Source organism: Candidatus Nitrospira neuquenensis (assembly GCF_979578155.1).
Map to the genome: position 1 here is coordinate 154,884 of NZ_CEFZDU010000038.1, position 14,590 is coordinate 169,473.

The 14,590-nt window shown below is 70.4% G+C and carries 13 protein-coding genes and 2 tRNA genes; 9 read left to right on the forward strand and 6 right to left on the reverse strand.

Features of this window, described 5'->3' with window-relative positions; translation table 11 throughout:
* Nucleotides 1-34 precede the first annotated feature (34 nt).
* The 3 genes from AC1U7O_RS16840 to xerD form a co-directional block, all read right to left on the reverse strand.
* Nucleotides 35-113 (reverse strand) — tRNA-Asp (locus AC1U7O_RS16840).
* 170 nt (nucleotides 114-283) lie between these two features.
* A tRNA-Val gene (locus tag AC1U7O_RS16845) sits at nucleotides 284-359 on the reverse strand.
* Between the two features lie 54 nt (nucleotides 360-413).
* Nucleotides 414-1,424: a site-specific tyrosine recombinase XerD gene (gene xerD, locus AC1U7O_RS16850; protein ID WP_479896054.1), complete on the reverse strand. Its 1,011-nt coding sequence runs from the start codon at nucleotides 1,422-1,424 to the stop codon at nucleotides 414-416.
* A 172-nt stretch (nucleotides 1,425-1,596) separates the two neighbouring features.
* Between xerD and AC1U7O_RS16855 the strand changes: the two genes are divergently transcribed.
* From AC1U7O_RS16855 to secG, 7 genes are all read left to right on the forward strand, one after another.
* Nucleotides 1,597-3,537, forward strand: a complete 1,941-nt coding sequence (locus AC1U7O_RS16855; RefSeq protein WP_479896055.1) for a penicillin-binding protein activator — start codon at nucleotides 1,597-1,599, stop codon at nucleotides 3,535-3,537.
* 22 nt (nucleotides 3,538-3,559) lie between these two features.
* Nucleotides 3,560-4,282 (forward strand): site-2 protease family protein, encoded by a 723-nt coding sequence (locus tag AC1U7O_RS16860; RefSeq protein WP_479896056.1) that lies wholly within the window; start codon nucleotides 3,560-3,562, stop codon nucleotides 4,280-4,282.
* Between the two features lie 44 nt (nucleotides 4,283-4,326).
* Nucleotides 4,327-5,310 carry a tryptophan--tRNA ligase gene (gene trpS, locus AC1U7O_RS16865; protein ID WP_479896070.1) on the forward strand — a complete coding sequence of 328 codons (984 nt, stop codon included), beginning with the start codon at nucleotides 4,327-4,329 and terminating at the stop codon, nucleotides 5,308-5,310.
* Between the two features lie 173 nt (nucleotides 5,311-5,483).
* On the forward strand, nucleotides 5,484-6,488 hold the full coding sequence (gene gap, locus AC1U7O_RS16870) for a type I glyceraldehyde-3-phosphate dehydrogenase (protein ID WP_479896057.1): 1,005 nt from the start codon (nucleotides 5,484-5,486) through the stop codon (nucleotides 6,486-6,488).
* Nucleotides 6,489-6,569: 81 nt separating this feature from the next.
* Nucleotides 6,570-7,769: a phosphoglycerate kinase gene (locus AC1U7O_RS16875; protein WP_479896058.1), complete on the forward strand. Its 1,200-nt coding sequence runs from the start codon at nucleotides 6,570-6,572 to the stop codon at nucleotides 7,767-7,769.
* Nucleotides 7,770-7,807: 38 nt separating this feature from the next.
* Nucleotides 7,808-8,578 carry a triose-phosphate isomerase gene (tpiA, locus tag AC1U7O_RS16880; RefSeq protein WP_479896059.1) on the forward strand — a complete coding sequence of 257 codons (771 nt, stop codon included), beginning with the start codon at nucleotides 7,808-7,810 and terminating at the stop codon, nucleotides 8,576-8,578.
* Between the two features lie 17 nt (nucleotides 8,579-8,595).
* Nucleotides 8,596-8,934 (forward strand): preprotein translocase subunit SecG, encoded by a 339-nt coding sequence (secG, locus tag AC1U7O_RS16885; RefSeq protein WP_479896060.1) that lies wholly within the window; start codon nucleotides 8,596-8,598, stop codon nucleotides 8,932-8,934.
* A 135-nt stretch (nucleotides 8,935-9,069) separates the two neighbouring features.
* Here secG and AC1U7O_RS16890 read toward each other — a convergent pair whose 3' ends face one another.
* On the reverse strand, nucleotides 9,070-9,984 hold the full coding sequence (locus AC1U7O_RS16890; protein WP_479896061.1) for a branched-chain amino acid transaminase: 915 nt from the start codon (nucleotides 9,982-9,984) through the stop codon (nucleotides 9,070-9,072).
* Between the two features lie 141 nt (nucleotides 9,985-10,125).
* Nucleotides 10,126-10,635, reverse strand: a complete 510-nt coding sequence (locus AC1U7O_RS16895; RefSeq protein ID WP_479896062.1) for an Lcl C-terminal domain-containing protein — start codon at nucleotides 10,633-10,635, stop codon at nucleotides 10,126-10,128.
* Nucleotides 10,636-10,704: 69 nt separating this feature from the next.
* Here AC1U7O_RS16895 and rplU point away from each other — a divergent pair, with 69 nt between their 5' ends.
* Nucleotides 10,705-11,058 (forward strand): 50S ribosomal protein L21, encoded by a 354-nt coding sequence (rplU, locus tag AC1U7O_RS16900; protein ID WP_479896063.1) that lies wholly within the window; start codon nucleotides 10,705-10,707, stop codon nucleotides 11,056-11,058.
* A gap of 19 nt (nucleotides 11,059-11,077) precedes the next feature.
* Entirely contained in the window at nucleotides 11,078-11,338 is a 261-nt protein-coding gene (gene rpmA, locus AC1U7O_RS16905) for a 50S ribosomal protein L27 (protein ID WP_479896064.1), read from the forward strand.
* 26 nt (nucleotides 11,339-11,364) lie between these two features.
* On the opposite strand, the gene AC1U7O_RS16910 is transcribed toward rpmA, so the two are convergent.
* Entirely contained in the window at nucleotides 11,365-14,442 is a 3,078-nt protein-coding gene (locus AC1U7O_RS16910) for an aminotransferase class III-fold pyridoxal phosphate-dependent enzyme (protein WP_479896065.1), read from the reverse strand.
* Between the last annotated feature and the right edge of the window lie 148 nt (nucleotides 14,443-14,590).

A 14,590-nucleotide genomic window follows, 5' to 3' on the forward strand; every position in this document is an offset into this window, starting at 1 on the left:
GCGGTCATGCGCAACGGCGGTCGCGGGGAGAAAGTGGCGGGGCCGACGGGATTTGAACCCGCGACCTCCAGATTGACAATCTGGCGTCCTAAACCAGGCTGAACGACGGCCCCACGATCAGGCAAGATGATGGCTCGAGATCGGCTGCCCCGTGCCGGCGAGAGCCGCCGGGGGGGGCGATACGGGCATTGTCACTCCCACGAAGATTCAGGATGACGACACGGCTCGGCGCGCCGGCAAGACAGGGAGCAGGGTTATCGTCCTCGCCGATCCTCGGACCCGCTGGTAGGCGGAACAGGGATCGAACCTGTGACCTCTGCCTTGTAAGGGCAGCGCTCTACCGACTGAGCTATCCGCCCGAAACCCGCGCCGCGCCAAAAACTTGCGCATAGTAACAACTCGACGGGACCTTGTCAACCGCGGGGACGGCCGGGACGACCGGCGCCGGGCATTCCCGGTCCGCGGCGGCCGCCGCGCTGCGTCCGCGGGAAGAACCGCTCGTGCAGGCGCTTGAGGCGCTCCCGCTCGACATACGTATAAATTTGTGTCGTGGCCACGCTCGCGTGTCCGAGCATCGCCTGGACGGCCCGCAGGTCGGCGCCGTGCTCCAGCAGGTGGGTGGCGAACGAATGCCGGAGCATGTGAGGCGAGAGGCGCCGATGGATGCCGGCCGCGGCCGCCCGCGCGCGCAGGAGCCGCCAGAAGCCCTGCCGCGTCAGCTTCCCGCCCAACCGCGTGACGAAGACGTGGGGCGACGTCCGGCGCTTGAGGAGCCGTGGGCGCGCGTCCTCGAGATAGGCGCGCAGCTTCCTGAGGGCCTGGTCCCCCATCGGCACGAGCCGCTGCTTGCCGCCCTTCCCCATCGGCAGCACGTAGCCGACCTCCAGGTTCACCTGGGCGAACTCCAGCTCGACCAGCTCGGAAACCCGCAGCCCCGTCGCGTAGAGCAGCTCCAGCATGGCCGCGTCGCGCCGGTCCTCGGGCTTCGTCCCGCCGACGCGATCCAGCAGCCGCTCGACCTCCGCCTGGGTGAGCGTCTTCGGCAGGCGCGCCCAGCGGCGCGGCGCGCCGACGTCCGCGAGCGGGTTCTCGCGGGCGAAACCCTCCTTGCAGAGGAAACGGTAGAAGCCGCGCAGACCGGCCAGGCACCGCGCCGTCGAGGCGGGCGAGAGGCGGGCAATGCGCAGGTGCGCGAGCAGCCCCGGCGCCGTCGCCTTCGTCAGGGCGGCGGGGTCGTCCGCGCCGATCGAAGCCAGGTAGGCGTGCAGCTTGTCGAGGTCGCGGCGGTAGGCTTCGATGGTGTTGCGCGACAGGCCGGCGGCGATCCGCAGGTCGGCGAGGTAGCGGTCCGCCAGCTCGTCCATCCGCGAGGTCAGGCGGCCGGCGCCCGGCGCCGGCTTCGGGTCTGTCCGTGGGTCGCTCATGCCCTCGTCCCGCCCGCGCTGGACCGCCCGCGCCGGGCCTGCGCGACTATAGCGGAGCCCGCCCGCGATGGCAACGGGTGCGGCCGCCGCGACCTTGACACGTTTTGACGGCGTTGCCTATAGTACCCTTCGCCCCACCGAGCACCGCCGAGCGTCATGATGACGGGAGACCATGCCCAGATCGGCTGCACCACAGTGGCGTGTCCGGCTCACGTCCGCGCTCGCGTTCCTCGTCCTGGCCTCGTGCCTCCTCTGCCCTGAGCCCTGGGCGCCTTCGCCCGCCCGCGCACAGCAGGCCGACCAAGCCCGCAAGCCCGCCGCCAAGAGCGCCGTCGAGCAGGCCGGGGAACTGCTCGCCGCCGGCCAGACCGACGCGGCGATCGCGCAGCTCAAGAGCTTTCTGGCCGCCAGTCCCCGCTCGGAACAGGTGGACGACGCCTATCTCCTGCTCGGCGCCGCCCTGACCGAGCGGAAAGACTACGCCGACGCCGTCTCATACCTGAAGCTGCTCCTGAGCGAATACCCCTCCTCGGAGCTGGCGATCCAGGCCCGCGTGCAGCTCGGCGTCGCGCTCGCGGGAATGGAGCAGTACGAGGAGGCGCTGGCGGTCCTCGCGGAGGCGCGCGCCGCGGAGACGGAGCCGGCGCTGAAGCGGACGATCCTCAAGACCGTCGGGGACGTGCAAGTGAAGAAGGGCGACGCGCTCCGCGCGATCCAGGCCTGGATCGAGGAGGCGCAGACGGCGCCCGCGGCGGAGCAGGGGCCGGTGCGGGACCGCATCCGCGCCCTCGTCCAAGACATGGACAAGAAGGCCTTGGGGCGCGTGCGGGACGCCTACCCGTCCGAGTTTCCCGGCGACCTGGCCCTCATCCGCCTGATCGAGCTGCACCTGGCCCAGGGCGACGATTTCCTGGCCGAGCGGCAGATTCGGCTCTTCCTGAACCGCTTCCCCTCGCACGCCTACGCACCGACCGCCGCGGAGCAGCTCCGGGCCTTCAAGGCCAAGGCGAAGGCCAGCCAGCACGTGCTGCTGGCCGTCCTGCCCCTCTCCGGGCGGCTCGCGCCCTACGGCACGGAGGCGCTCAACGGCGTCCGCATCGCGCTGGACCGCGCCAAGGAGAGCGGCGGCGGCTCGATCGGGCTCGTCGCCAAGGACAGCGAGGGGGATCGCACGGCCCTCAAGGCGGAGGTGGCGGAGCTGCTCGTCGAGTACCGCCCCCTGGCCGTGATCGGCCCGCTGCTCTCGCGCGAGGTGGCGGCGCTCGCGGGGCTGGCGGAGCAGACGGAGACGCCCTTCGTGTCCCCCGGCGCGACGGTCTCGGACGTCCGGCGCTACGGGACCTATCTGTTCAACACGGCGGCGACGTTCCCCCTGCAGGCCGACCGCCTGGCCGCGTACGCGATGGACACGCTCGGCCTGCGCCGGTTCTGCATCCTCCACCCGGACACGGTCTACGGGCAGGAGCTCGCGCGCTTGTTCGGCCAGGAAGTGCGGCGGCGCGGGGGGGAAATCATCGCCGTGGAATCCTTCAAGGACTCGGACACGGACTTCGGCCCCCCGATCCGCCGGCTGAAGGAGGCGGACCTGAAGAAGTACGGGACGGCCGAGACGACGACGACCAGCAAGGGCCAGCCCCGGATCCTGTACACCCCGGGCTTCGACGCGGTCTTCGCGCCGGCGGATGCGAGGCAGCTCGCGCTGCTCGCGCCCCAGCTCCGATTCTACGACGTCAAGGTGCCGCTGCTGGGCAGCGCCGGGGGAAACTCCCCGGACCTGCTCCGGACGGCCGAGCGCGCGGTCGAGGGCAGCGTGTTCGTGGACGGGTTCTTCCTCGACAGCCCGGCGCCCGCGATCCGGGAGTTCGTGGACCGTTACCGCCGGCGCTACCAGGCCAACCCGACGCTGTTCTCCGCGCAAGCCTACGAGGCGGCGCGGCTCGTCCTGGAGGCCGTCCAGCGCGGCGCCGCCTCCGGCAAGGCGGTGCGCGATCTGCTGATGAAAGACGAGTGGCCGGCGCTCACCGGCCCCGCCCGCTTCGGGCCGGACGGCGCGCTGCACCGGCGGCTCTTGGTGATCCAGGTCCGGCAGGGCAAGTTCGTCCAGGCCGAGTAGGGCCGCCGGTGGAGACACGGTCATGACGTCGCTGCCGCAGGTCCTCCATACGATCTCCTACATGGGCCTTCCGCTGCTCCTGGCGATGGTCCTGCACGAGTACGCCCACGGCTGGGTGGCGAACCGGTACGGCGACCCGACGGCGCGCCTGCAGGGACGGCTGACGATGAACCCGCTGGCGCACGTCGACCCCTTCGGCACGGTCATCCTGCCACTCCTCTGCCTGCTGCTGCCCGGGGGGTTCTTCCTCGGCTGGGCCCGGCCGGTGCCGGTGGACCCCTCCAAGCTGCACAACCCGCGACGCGACATGGCGCTCGTCGCCGCGGCCGGGCCGGGGATGAACCTGGTCCTCGCCGTGGCGAGCGCGCTGCTGCTGAGCGCGCTCCTGGCGATCGACCCGTCGCTCGCCGCGTCCTGGCCGCCGCAACCGGGGGTCGCGCCGCGGCGCGACCCGCTCGGGATGCTGCTGCTGCCGATCGCGGCGATGGCGCTGTACTCGGTCTTCATCAACGTTCTGCTCATGACGTTCAACCTGATCCCGATCCCGCCGCTCGACGGGGGACGGGTGCTGACCAGCCTGCTCCCGGCCCGGCCCGCGATCGCGCTGAGCCGCCTGGAGCCCTACGGGATGCTGATCGTCGTCCTGCTGATCATGCTGGACCCGCAGATCCACGTGATCCGGACGATCACCGGCTCGCTGGTCAACCTGATGGCGGGGACCATCCTGTCCACGGTGCTGGGATAACCACGAGCCCGGCCGGCCGGGCGTCAGACAAGAAGCGGGGGACCATCGTGCGGAAGCGAGTGTTGAGCGGCATGCAGCCCAGCGGGCTGCTGCACCTGGGGAACTGGCTGGGGGCGCTGGAGAACTTCAAGGCCCTGCAGGCGGACTACGACTGCTTCTTCTTCGTGGCCGACTGGCACGCCCTCTCCACCAATTACGAGCACACGGACAAGATCAAGGACTACTCGCGGGAGCTCCTCGTCGACTGGCTGGCGGCCGGCATCGACCCGCAGCGGTCCACGGTCTTCATCCAGTCGCACGTGCCGGAGCACGCGATCCTGCACCTGCTGCTCTCGATGATCATCCCGATCCCCTGGCTGGAGCGGAACCCCACCTATAAAGAGAAGCAGGAGCAGCTCGCGGAGCGCGACCTCTCGACCTACGGCTTCCTCGGTTACCCCGTGCTCCAGGCCGCGGACATCCTGCTCTACAAGCCGGAGTTCGTGCCGGTCGGCAAGGATCAGCTCCCGCACCTGGAGCTGACGCGCGAGATCGCGCGCCGGTTCAACAGCCTCTACCGGCCGGTGTTCCCCGAGCCGAAGGACAAGCTGACGGAGTTCCCCCGGGTGCTCGGCACGGACGGCCGGAAGATGAGCAAGAGCTACGGCAACACGATCAACCTCTCGGACGCGGAGCCGGTCGTCCGCCGGAAGCTCAAGACGATGGTCACCGACCCCGCGCGGGTGCGCCGGCACGACCCCGGCAACCCGGAGGTCTGTCCGGTCTTCGACTTCCATAAGATCTTCTCGACGCGCGAGACGATCGCGCAGGTGGACCGGGACTGCCGGACGGCCGCGATCGGCTGCATCGACTGCAAGACGCTGGTGGCGGATCGGATGGTCGAGCGGCTCACGCCGATCTGGGAGGGCCGCGCCGCGCTCACCGCGACGCCGGGGCGCGTCGAGGAGATCGTCCGGGACGGCGCCCGCCGCGCGGCCGCCGTCGCCCGGCAGACGCTGGAGGACGTGAAGGGGGCGATGAAGATCTAGCCCGCATGATTCATGAGCGCTCCTGCTGCACCCGCGGATTCGCGGCTCCACGCGATCTCCCCATTTCCCCTTCCGACGGGTTGACTTCCCCCCTTCGCCTGGGTACTATTCAGCCCTCTTTGACGGCCGGGGATCGCCCGACCGGGTGATCGCTTCACGGAGTACCACCGCACATGGCTATTCGCATCGGGATCAATGGCTTCGGCCGTATCGGCCGCAACGTCTTCCGCGCGGCGCTCAGGGATCAGGACCTCGACTTCGTCGCCATCAACGACCTGACAGACGCCAAGACCCTCGCGTATCTGCTCAAGTACGACTCGGTCCACGGCACGCTGGACGCCGACGTCCAGGCCAAGGAGGACGCCCTCGTCGTCAACGGCAAGACCATCACGATCCTCGCGCAGAAGGACCCCAAGGAGCTGCCCTGGAAGCATCTCGGCGTGGACCTGGTGATCGAATCCACCGGCCGGTTCACCGACCGCGAGGCCGCGAGCCGGCACCTCTCGGCGGGCGCCAAGCGCGTCATCATCACGGCGCCGGCCAAGGACCCGGACGTGACGATCGTCCTCGGCGTCAACGAGGGGACCTACGACCCGCGCGCCCACACGATCATCTCCAACGCCTCCTGCACGACGAACTGTCTGGCCCCGGTCGCCAAGGTGCTGCTGGAGACCTTCGGCATCAAACACGGCCTGATGACGACGATCCATTCCTATACGAACGACCAGCAACTCCTCGACCTGCCGCACAAGGACCTGCGGCGGGCGCGAGCCGCCGCGCTCTCGATGGTGCCGACGACGACCGGCGCGGCCAAGGCCCTGCACCTCGTGCTGCCGCAACTCAAGGGGAAGCTGGACGGGATGGCGATCCGCGTCCCGACGCCCAACGTCTCGCTGGTGGACCTGACCGTCGAGGCGGAGCGCGACGCCGACCCCGCCGCCGTGAACCGGGCGTTCCGGGAGGCGGCGCAGGGGCCGCTCAAGGGCATCCTCCAGTACCTGGAGGAGCCGATCGTCTCCGTGGACCGCAACGGCGACCCCCACTCGGCCACGCTGGACGCGGGGCTGACGACCGTGCAGGACCGCCGGCTGATCAAGGTGATCGCCTGGTACGACAACGAATGGGGCTATTCGTGCCGGGTCCGCGACCTGGTCAAGTTCCTGATGACCCGCCCCTGACCGCCCGGCCGGATGCCCGCGCCGGCCGTCCGCCGCTCCATCGGACGCGCGCCCGGGTGCCGCCGCAACGGAGCCGCGACGATGCCCATCCGCAAGCGGACGATCGAAGACCTGCAGCTCTACAATAAGCGCGTCATCATCCGGGCGGACTTCAACGTCCCGCTCGACGACGCGCTCCAGATCACCGACGACACCCGCATCCGATCCACCCTGCCCACGATCAACCGCGCCGTGGACGAGGGCGCCAAGGTCATCCTCTGCTCCCACCTGGGCCGGCCGAAGGGCAAGCCCGACCCCAAGTACAGCCTGGCCCCCGTGGCCAAGCGGCTCCGCCGGCTCCTGGGCAAGGAGGTGCGGTTCGCCCCGGACTGCATCGGCCCCCAGGTGGAGGCGCTGGTCGCCACGATGAAGCCGGGCGATGTGCTCCTGCTCGAAAATCTCCGCTTCCACGCGGAGGAGGAGAACAACGACGAGGAGTTCTCCCGCGCGCTCGCCTCGCTGGGGGACGCCTACATCAACGATGCCTTCGGCGCCGCCCACCGGGCCCACGCCTCGATCGTGGGCATCACGAAATTCATCAAAGAGTCGGCGGCCGGCTACCTGCTCAAGAAGGAGATCGAGTACCTGCAGGGGGCGGTGGCGGACCCGATGCGGCCCTTCGTCGCGATCCTCGGCGGCGCCAAGGTGTCGGGCAAGATCGACATCATCGAGAACCTCGGCAAACGGGTGGACAAGGTCATCATCGGCGGGGGCATGGCCTTCACCTTCATCAAGGCGATGGGGTTGGAGATCGGCAACTCGCTGGTCGAAGACAACATGCTCGACTTCGCCCGCGGCGTGCAGGCGCACGCCTTCGCCAGGGGGGTGAAGTTCTACCTCCCCGTGGACTGCGTCGTGGCCCACAGCCTGGAGCCGGGCGCCGAGACGAAGATCGTCCCCATCCAGGAAATCCCCAAGGGGTGGTACGGGCTGGACATCGGGCCGGCCTCGGTCAAGCTCTTCGGCGAGGCGGTGCAGAACGCGAAGACGATCCTCTGGAACGGCCCGATGGGCATGTTCGAGGTGGACGCCTTCTCCCGCGGGACCTTCTCGCTCGCCCACGCCGTGGCCAACGCCTACGCCCTGACCATCGTCGGCGGCGGCGATACCGCGCTGGCCGTCCACCGGGCCGGCGAGTCGGAGAGCATGTCCTTCATCTCTACCGGCGGCGGCGCCGCGCTGGAGCTCCTGGAGGGCAAGGAGCTGCCCGGCCTTTCCGCGCTTCCGGACCTGGCCCCCTGACCGACGCCCGCTCGCCGCGTCTCCCGCCGGAGGACCCCGTGCGCCGACGCCTGATCGTGGGCAACTGGAAGATGAACAAGACCGCCGGGGAGGCGGGGGCGTTCGTCCGCACACTGGCCCTGTCGGCCGCCGAGGTCGAGCCGATCGAGGTCGTCCTGGCCCCGCCCTTTCCGGCGCTGGCCGCCGTCCGGCAGGCCCTGCCCGAAGGATCGCCCCTGCAGCTCGGTGCGCAGAACCTCTTCTGGGAGGACCAGGGCGCCTACACGGGCGAGGTGTCCGCCCCGATGCTCGTGGACCTGGGCTGCCGCTACGTGATCGTGGGCCACTCCGAGCGCCGGCAGCTGTTCGGCGAGACGGACGAGGCCGTCAACAAGAAGGTCCGGGCTGCGCTGCGGCACGGGCTCACGCCGATCCTCTGCCTCGGAGAGCGGCCGACCGACCGCGAGGCCGGGCGGACGGAGCCGGTGGTCGCCGCCCAATTGCGGCAGGGCTTGGCCGGGCTCTCCAAAGAAGACGCCCGGAAGGTAGTCCTCGCCTATGAGCCGGTGTGGGCGATCGGGACGGGCAAGGCGGCGACGCCGGACCAGGCGGCGGCCGTGCACCGTCTGTGCCGGGCCCTGCTCGCGGAGGGCTGGGGCGCCGAGGCGGCCGAGGCGGTCCGGATCCTCTACGGCGGCAGCGTGACCCCCGACAACATCGCGGGCTTCCTGGCCGCGCCGGCGGTGGACGGCGCGCTCGTCGGAGGGGCTTGTTTGGACGGGCAGTCCTTTGCTAGAATCATCGCCGTTTCGCGGACGGCGGCCCGTTAACCCGATCGGAGACCCGGATGTACACCCTGGCGGTCGTGATCCACGTCATCGTCTGCTTCCTGATGATCGCCTCCATCCTGTTGCAGGCGGGCAAGGGAGCGGAGATCGGGGCCGCCTTCGGCGGCTCCAGCCAGACGGTCTTCGGCAGCCGCGGACCGGGGACGTTCCTGAGCAAGGTGACGGTGGCCGCCGCGATCATCTTCATGCTCACGTCTCTGGGCCTGGCCGTCCTCTCCAAGGAACGGACCTTCTCCTCGACCGTGATCGACCTCAACAAGAAGGACAGCGCCCCCGCCGCCGAAGGGGCGAAGTCCGAGTCCAGCGCGACGCCGACCCCGGCTCCGGCCACGCCGTAGCCCGACGCTCTCCATCGTCAGTTGTCAGCCTCCGGCGAAGCTTTTGCGCGGACACTCCGCCCGCAGCCCTTCGCGCCGGGCCCGCGCTCCTCCCTTTCAACTGATCGCTGAATACGGAGAACTGGCGACGCTGTCTCAGACCCTCGTCATCCAGGCCTGGTGGGCCGTGTCTTCGCCCTGGACGATCTGGAAGAAGGTCTTCTGCAGGGTGATGGTCACCGGGCCCGGCGAGCCCTTGCCGATCACGCGCCCGTCGATCTCCCGCACCGGGGTGATCTCTGCGGCGGTCCCGGTCAGGAACACCTCGTCCGCGACGTAGAGCGCGTCGCGCGTGAAGCGCTCCTCCACCACGGGGATGTTCCGCTCGCGGGCCAGCTCCATCACGGAGTTCCTCGTGATGCCCTCCAGGATCGAGGTCAGCGGCGTCGTGATCAGCCGGCCGCGTCGCACGATGAAGATGTTCTCGCCCGTTCCCTCCGCCACGTAGCCGTCGGGATCGAGCAGGATGCCCTCGTCGTAGCCGTCGGCCTTCGCCTCCTCCTTGGCCAGGATGGAGTTCACGTAGTAGCCGGAGACCTTGGCGCGGGTCATGGTCACGTTGACATGGTGGCGGGTGAAGGAAGACACGCGGGCCTTGATGCCCTTGGCGAGCGCCTCCTCGCCGAGGTAGGTGCCCCAGCGCCAGGCGGCGATCGCGACGCGGACCGGGTTGCCGCCGGGATACACGCCCATCGCCCCGTAGCCGACGTAGACCAGCGGCCGGATGTAGCAGGCGTCGAGCCGATTGACGCGCACCGTCTCGACGATGGCCTCGCTGATCTGCTTCCGGTCGAAGGGAATCTTCAGATTGGTGATGTGTGCCGACTCGAACAAACGGTCCACGTGCTCGGGCAGGCGGAAGATCGCGGAGCCCTGCCTGCCCTTGTAGCAGCGCAGGCCTTCGAAGGCCGCCAGCCCGTAATGGAGCGAGTGGGTCAGGACGTGGACGGTCGCCTCCTCCCACCCGACGAAGGAGCCGTCCATCCAGATCTTCTCGCTCGGCTGGAGCATCGCCCCTCCCCGCGTGCGTGACGGCGCCGCTCCCCGCCGCCCGCGCCGATCGCCACTATAGCAGCGGCCCGAAAGCATCGTCAACCGCCGCAAGGGCGAAGCCGGTGCGGCGCGCGACGGACATGCGTCGGCGCGATGCCTTCAGCGCGCGCCCGGCGCCGTCGGCTCGCCGAGGACACACCAGACGCGCCGCGTCTGCGACTTCTGGTCGGTCACCGCCTCGCCGCTGAAGAAGCTCACGTGCCAGGCGACGATGTCGTCCGTGTCCGACGGCGTCGCCGACCAGTAGACCGCGGAGCGGATGTTGGCGAAGGGATGGCCCTTGGGCAGCGCCGGGTCCCGCTCCTCCGGGTCCACGAGCGTCTTGAGCTCCTCGACCGCCGGCGCCCGCCAGCCCGTGCGCCCGCCGACCGTCTTGGCCCGGCAGCGGGCCAGCGAGGCGCTCCAGACGTCGTGGACCGCGTCCGGCTCCCGTTCCCAGAGCAGGCCGGTCCGGTTGTCCCGGACGGCGGCGCCGTCGAGGACGACCGTGAACCGGTCGGCGGTCTGGAGACCGGCGAGGCAGGGAATCGCCACGAGCAGGACCAGCACCGTCGCGATGGGGCACATCACGGGCCGGCGCGGCTGCGCCCGGCCGCATCGAATCGCCATAGGCACCTCCCTGGAGTCAAGCTGTCGGCCGGCGTCCCTCGCGTCCGGCTTGACAGTCCGAAGACCTCTATGATACATAAGCCCGCCCTGCGCAAGGAGGATCGAGCTATGTACGCCATCGTCGAGACCGGCGGCAAGCAGTATCGCGTCGAGCCCGGTCAGGTGCTCAAGGTCGAAAAGCTGGACGGCGAGGTCGGCGGGACGGTCGAGTTGGGCGAGGTCCTGCTCGTCTCCGGCCAGGGCGGCGTGACGGTCGGCCGCCCGACGGTCGAGCGCGCCAAGGTCACGGCGGAGATCGTCGCCCAGGGCCGGACCCGCTCCATGATGATCTTCAAGAAGAAGCGGCGGAAGAACTACCGGCGGACGAAAGGCCACCGGCAGAGCTTCACCGAACTGCGCATCACCGACATCCTGACGGTCTAACCGAGAAGGGTCCGGGACCATGGCGACCAAAAAAGGCGGCGGCTCCTCACGCAACGGCCGTGACAGCAACCCCCAGTACCTGGGCGTGAAGGCCTACGGCGGCCAGCTCGTCCCGGCTGGCTCCATCATCGTCCGGCAGCGCGGCACGAAGTTCCATCCGGGCTTCAACGTCGGCATCGGCCGCGACCACACCCTCTTCGCGCGGGTATCCGGCATCGTGACCTTCGAGGGGAGCGAGGACCGGCCGAAGGTCAGCGTCTATCCCAAGCAGCCGGCCTGAGCCGCCCCGCCCGACCGTACCGCGTTTCAGTCCTCCGCCCGCAGCACCTTCAGCCGCGGCTCCTTCAGCACATCGGCGAGCGTCTCGGTCAGTCGGTCCGCGTCCTGCTCGCCGAAGGGCAGCGGCGGCTTGATCTTGAGCACGTTGCGGAACGCCCCGTCGGTGCCGATCAGGACGCCCCGTTCCTTCAGCCGCTCCGCGACATAGGCGGCCTCCAACCCGGCTGGTTCCCGCGTCTCCCGGTCCCGGACCAGCTCCACGCCCAAGAACAGCCCCATCCCCCGCACGTCGCCGACCATCGGCCCGACGGCCATCAGCTCCGCGAGCCTGCGCTTCAGATACGAGCCCACCACCAGGGCATGCCGCTGCAGGCCCTCGCGCTCGATCACGTCGAGCACCGCCAGCCCCACCGCGCAGGCCACGGGGCTCCCGCCGAAGGTGTTGAAGTACTCCATGCCGTTGTCGAAGGCGTCGGCGACCTCGGAGGTCGTGACGACCGCGCCCATCGGGTAGCCGTTCCCGATCGGCTTGCCCATCGTCACGATGTCGGGCACCACCCCCTGCGCCTCGAAGCCCCAGAAGTGCGTCCCCACCCGCCCGAAGCCGACCTGGACCTCGTCGGCGATGCAGAGCCCGCCCGCCTGCCGCACGCACCCCATCGCCTCGGCGAGGTAGCCGGGCGGCGGCACGATTTGCCCGGCGCAGCTCGGCAGGGACTCGAACAGAAAGCCCGCGAGTCGCCGGCCCGCCCGCTCGATGCGCTCGATCGCCTCCCGCACATGGGCCGCGTACCGCCGGCCGGCGTCGCGCGGGTCGCGATACGGCCCCCGGTAGCAGTCCGGCAGGGGCACGGTCTGCACCTGGGGGGGAGGTCCGCCGCCGCCTGGCCCCCGGAACTTGTAGGGACTCAGGCCGACGAGCGTCCCCGTGTTCCCGTGGTAGGCGCCCTCCAGGACCAGGAAGTCCGTGCCCTTCGTGCGGGCGCAGGCCAGGCGCAGGGCCAGCTCGTTCGCCTCGCTGCCGGAGTTGACGAGGTAACAGATGCGCAGGGGCGCCGGCAGCGTGGCCGCGAGCCGCTCCGCGTACTCGACCAGTCGGTCGTGCAGGTACCGCGTGTTCGCGTTGAGTTGCGCCATCTGCCGGCGCGCCGCCTCGACGACGGCCGGATGGCCGTGCCCCACGTGCGCGACGTTGTTGGTGGCGTCCAGGAACTGTCGGCCGAGATGGTCATAGAGGTAGGGCCCCGCCCCCCGGACGATCTTCACCGGACGATCGTAGGACACCCGCAGGTTGCTCCCGGTGACCAGGCGCCGCGCGGCCAGGAGCGTCTCGGGGCTCCGGCCACGGTCGGCCGGCGTCAGGCCCGGAACCTGCGCGATCAGGTTCGGGTCGGGACAGAGGCCCAGCCACAGGTCGCGGTCCCGCTCGGGGCAGACGCCGGGGAAGGTGCCCCGGCGATCGAGCAGGTCCACGATGAGCTGCAGGTGCAGATGCGGCGGCCAACCGCCGTTTTCGGCCGTCTCCCCCACCGCGCCCACCCGCTCGCCCCTCGCGATCGCCGCGCCCGGCCGCAGGCGCACGAGGGAGTCCCGGCTCAGATGGCCGTAGAGCGTGAAGAACTCCAGGCCCGGCTCCGGTTCGTGGCGCAGGATGACGGTCGGCCCGTAGTCGCCCGACCCGTCGTTGTCGCCCAGGCTGTGGACCGTTCCGGCCAGCGGCGCGAGGACGGGGCTCCCGGCCGGCAGGTCGAGATCGAGGCCGAGGTGGACCGTGCGCCATTCGTCCACGTCCGTCCCCGGCGGCCGGTAGTCGCCGCCGACGTACATCAGCCGCGGCTCGTCATACCGCCCGATGCCGAGGGTCGCTCCGGCCTCCCGCTTCCGCCGAGCGAGCGCCTCGCCCACCTGTACCGGATCGGTCGGGTCCGCCACCTCCGCCAGGTCCGCGCCGTCCGGCCGCAGGTCGAAGACGACGGCCCGCCCGTGCCCGGCGTCCGGCTCCGTGATCGGGCCGATCGCCGCCCGGTTCGCCGCCAGCCACCGGACGACCGCCGACGCCCGCGGGCTCGGCGTGTACCCGCAGGCCCGGCGCAACGCGGCGACGAAGAGACGCGGGCTGATCCCGTCGAGCCGCGCCAGGGCCTCCCAGGCCGGCCGCTCCGACACGACCAGGTAGGGATTGTCCGGACGGCGCCTCGCCTGCTCCGCCGCCATCGCGACGCTGAGGCCGAGCCTCATGCCGATCAAGACGGGCAGCAGCTCCACCTCGGCTTCGGACAGGGGCAGCAGGCGATGGTAGCCGCCGACGACCTGCGCCGCGGCGAAGAGCGGGTCGGTCTTGTCGAGCAGGGCGTAGGCCGCGCAGACGGCCGGCTCGAACAGCAGGTGGGACTTCACCAGATCGCCGAAGTCGATCAGGCCGGTCGCCTCCCCCCCCAGCCGGTCGAGCCCCGTGACGAGGATGTTGTAGTCGTTCCCGTCGTTGTGAATCAGGCCCCTCGGCAGCCAGGAACGCGCCGGCCGTACCACCGTGTCGAACCGTTCCACCAGGCGTTCCAGGATCGCGCGCCGCGCGGGGTCGGCGATCAGTCCGAGGTTCCGCGCGACCACGGTCCCGGCCCGCGCCAAGTCCCAGTCCAGCTCCCGCGTGAGCGCCGGATGGGCAAAGCCCGCCAGAGCCCGGTCGAGGCGGCCGAACAGGGCGCCGATGCTGCCGAGCAGGTTCGGCCCGTGGGGCGCCGTCTCGACGAGCAGGCGGCCGGGCACCCAGGTCAGCAGGCGGACGAAGTGCCGTGCGCCGGAGGGCCCGGGCACCGACACGACCGGCTCGCCGCTCCGGGCCGGCCTGACCCGCGGACAGCGCAGCGTGGGGTCCTGCCGGGCCAGGTGCGCCAGGGCGGCGTTCTGTGCCTCGAGCACCGAGAGAGATTCGGCCGAGTGGCTGATCTTGAGGACATAGGCGGGACCGGCCTCGGTGTCGAGCCGGAAGTTTTGGTCGCGCTCGCTCGGCAGCGGCGAGGCCGCGGCGGCGACCCCGAAGAGGTCCCGGGCCAGGCCGGTCGCCTCGCTGACGCTGAATCGCGGCGTCGGATCGATGCTCGCCACTTCCCGCCTCCCCGCGGCCGATGGCCGATCATCCCCCAAACCATCGGACCTTCGCAAGGGGCGCGACCGGAGGCGCCGCGCCCCTTGCGCCATCCTGTCAAGCCATTTGGAAATCTTACCCTGGAGTGATTCGTTGCGTCATTTCTCA

What these genes read in the sequence shown, in the direction of transcription:
- rplU (WP_479896063.1), top strand. Translation starts at nt 10,705, where the DNA reads ATGATACATAAGCCCGCCCTGCGCAAGGAGGATCGAGCTATGTACGCC.
- secG (WP_479896060.1), top strand. Translation starts at nt 8,596, where the DNA reads ATGTACACCCTGGCGGTCGTGATCCACGTCATCGTCTGCTTCCTGATG.
- AC1U7O_RS16860 (WP_479896056.1), top strand. Translation starts at nt 3,560, where the DNA reads ATGACGTCGCTGCCGCAGGTCCTCCATACGATCTCCTACATGGGCCTT.
- AC1U7O_RS16855 (WP_479896055.1), top strand. Translation starts at nt 1,597, where the DNA reads ATGCCCAGATCGGCTGCACCACAGTGGCGTGTCCGGCTCACGTCCGCG.
- gap (WP_479896057.1), top strand. Translation starts at nt 5,484, where the DNA reads ATGGCTATTCGCATCGGGATCAATGGCTTCGGCCGTATCGGCCGCAAC.
- AC1U7O_RS16890 (WP_479896061.1), bottom strand. Translation starts at nt 9,984, where the DNA reads ATGCTCCAGCCGAGCGAGAAGATCTGGATGGACGGCTCCTTCGTCGGG.
- AC1U7O_RS16875 (WP_479896058.1), top strand. Translation starts at nt 6,570, where the DNA reads ATGCCCATCCGCAAGCGGACGATCGAAGACCTGCAGCTCTACAATAAG.
- rpmA (WP_479896064.1), top strand. Translation starts at nt 11,078, where the DNA reads ATGGCGACCAAAAAAGGCGGCGGCTCCTCACGCAACGGCCGTGACAGC.
- xerD (WP_479896054.1), bottom strand. Translation starts at nt 1,424, where the DNA reads ATGAGCGACCCACGGACAGACCCGAAGCCGGCGCCGGGCGCCGGCCGC.
- AC1U7O_RS16895 (WP_479896062.1), bottom strand. Translation starts at nt 10,635, where the DNA reads ATGGCGATTCGATGCGGCCGGGCGCAGCCGCGCCGGCCCGTGATGTGC.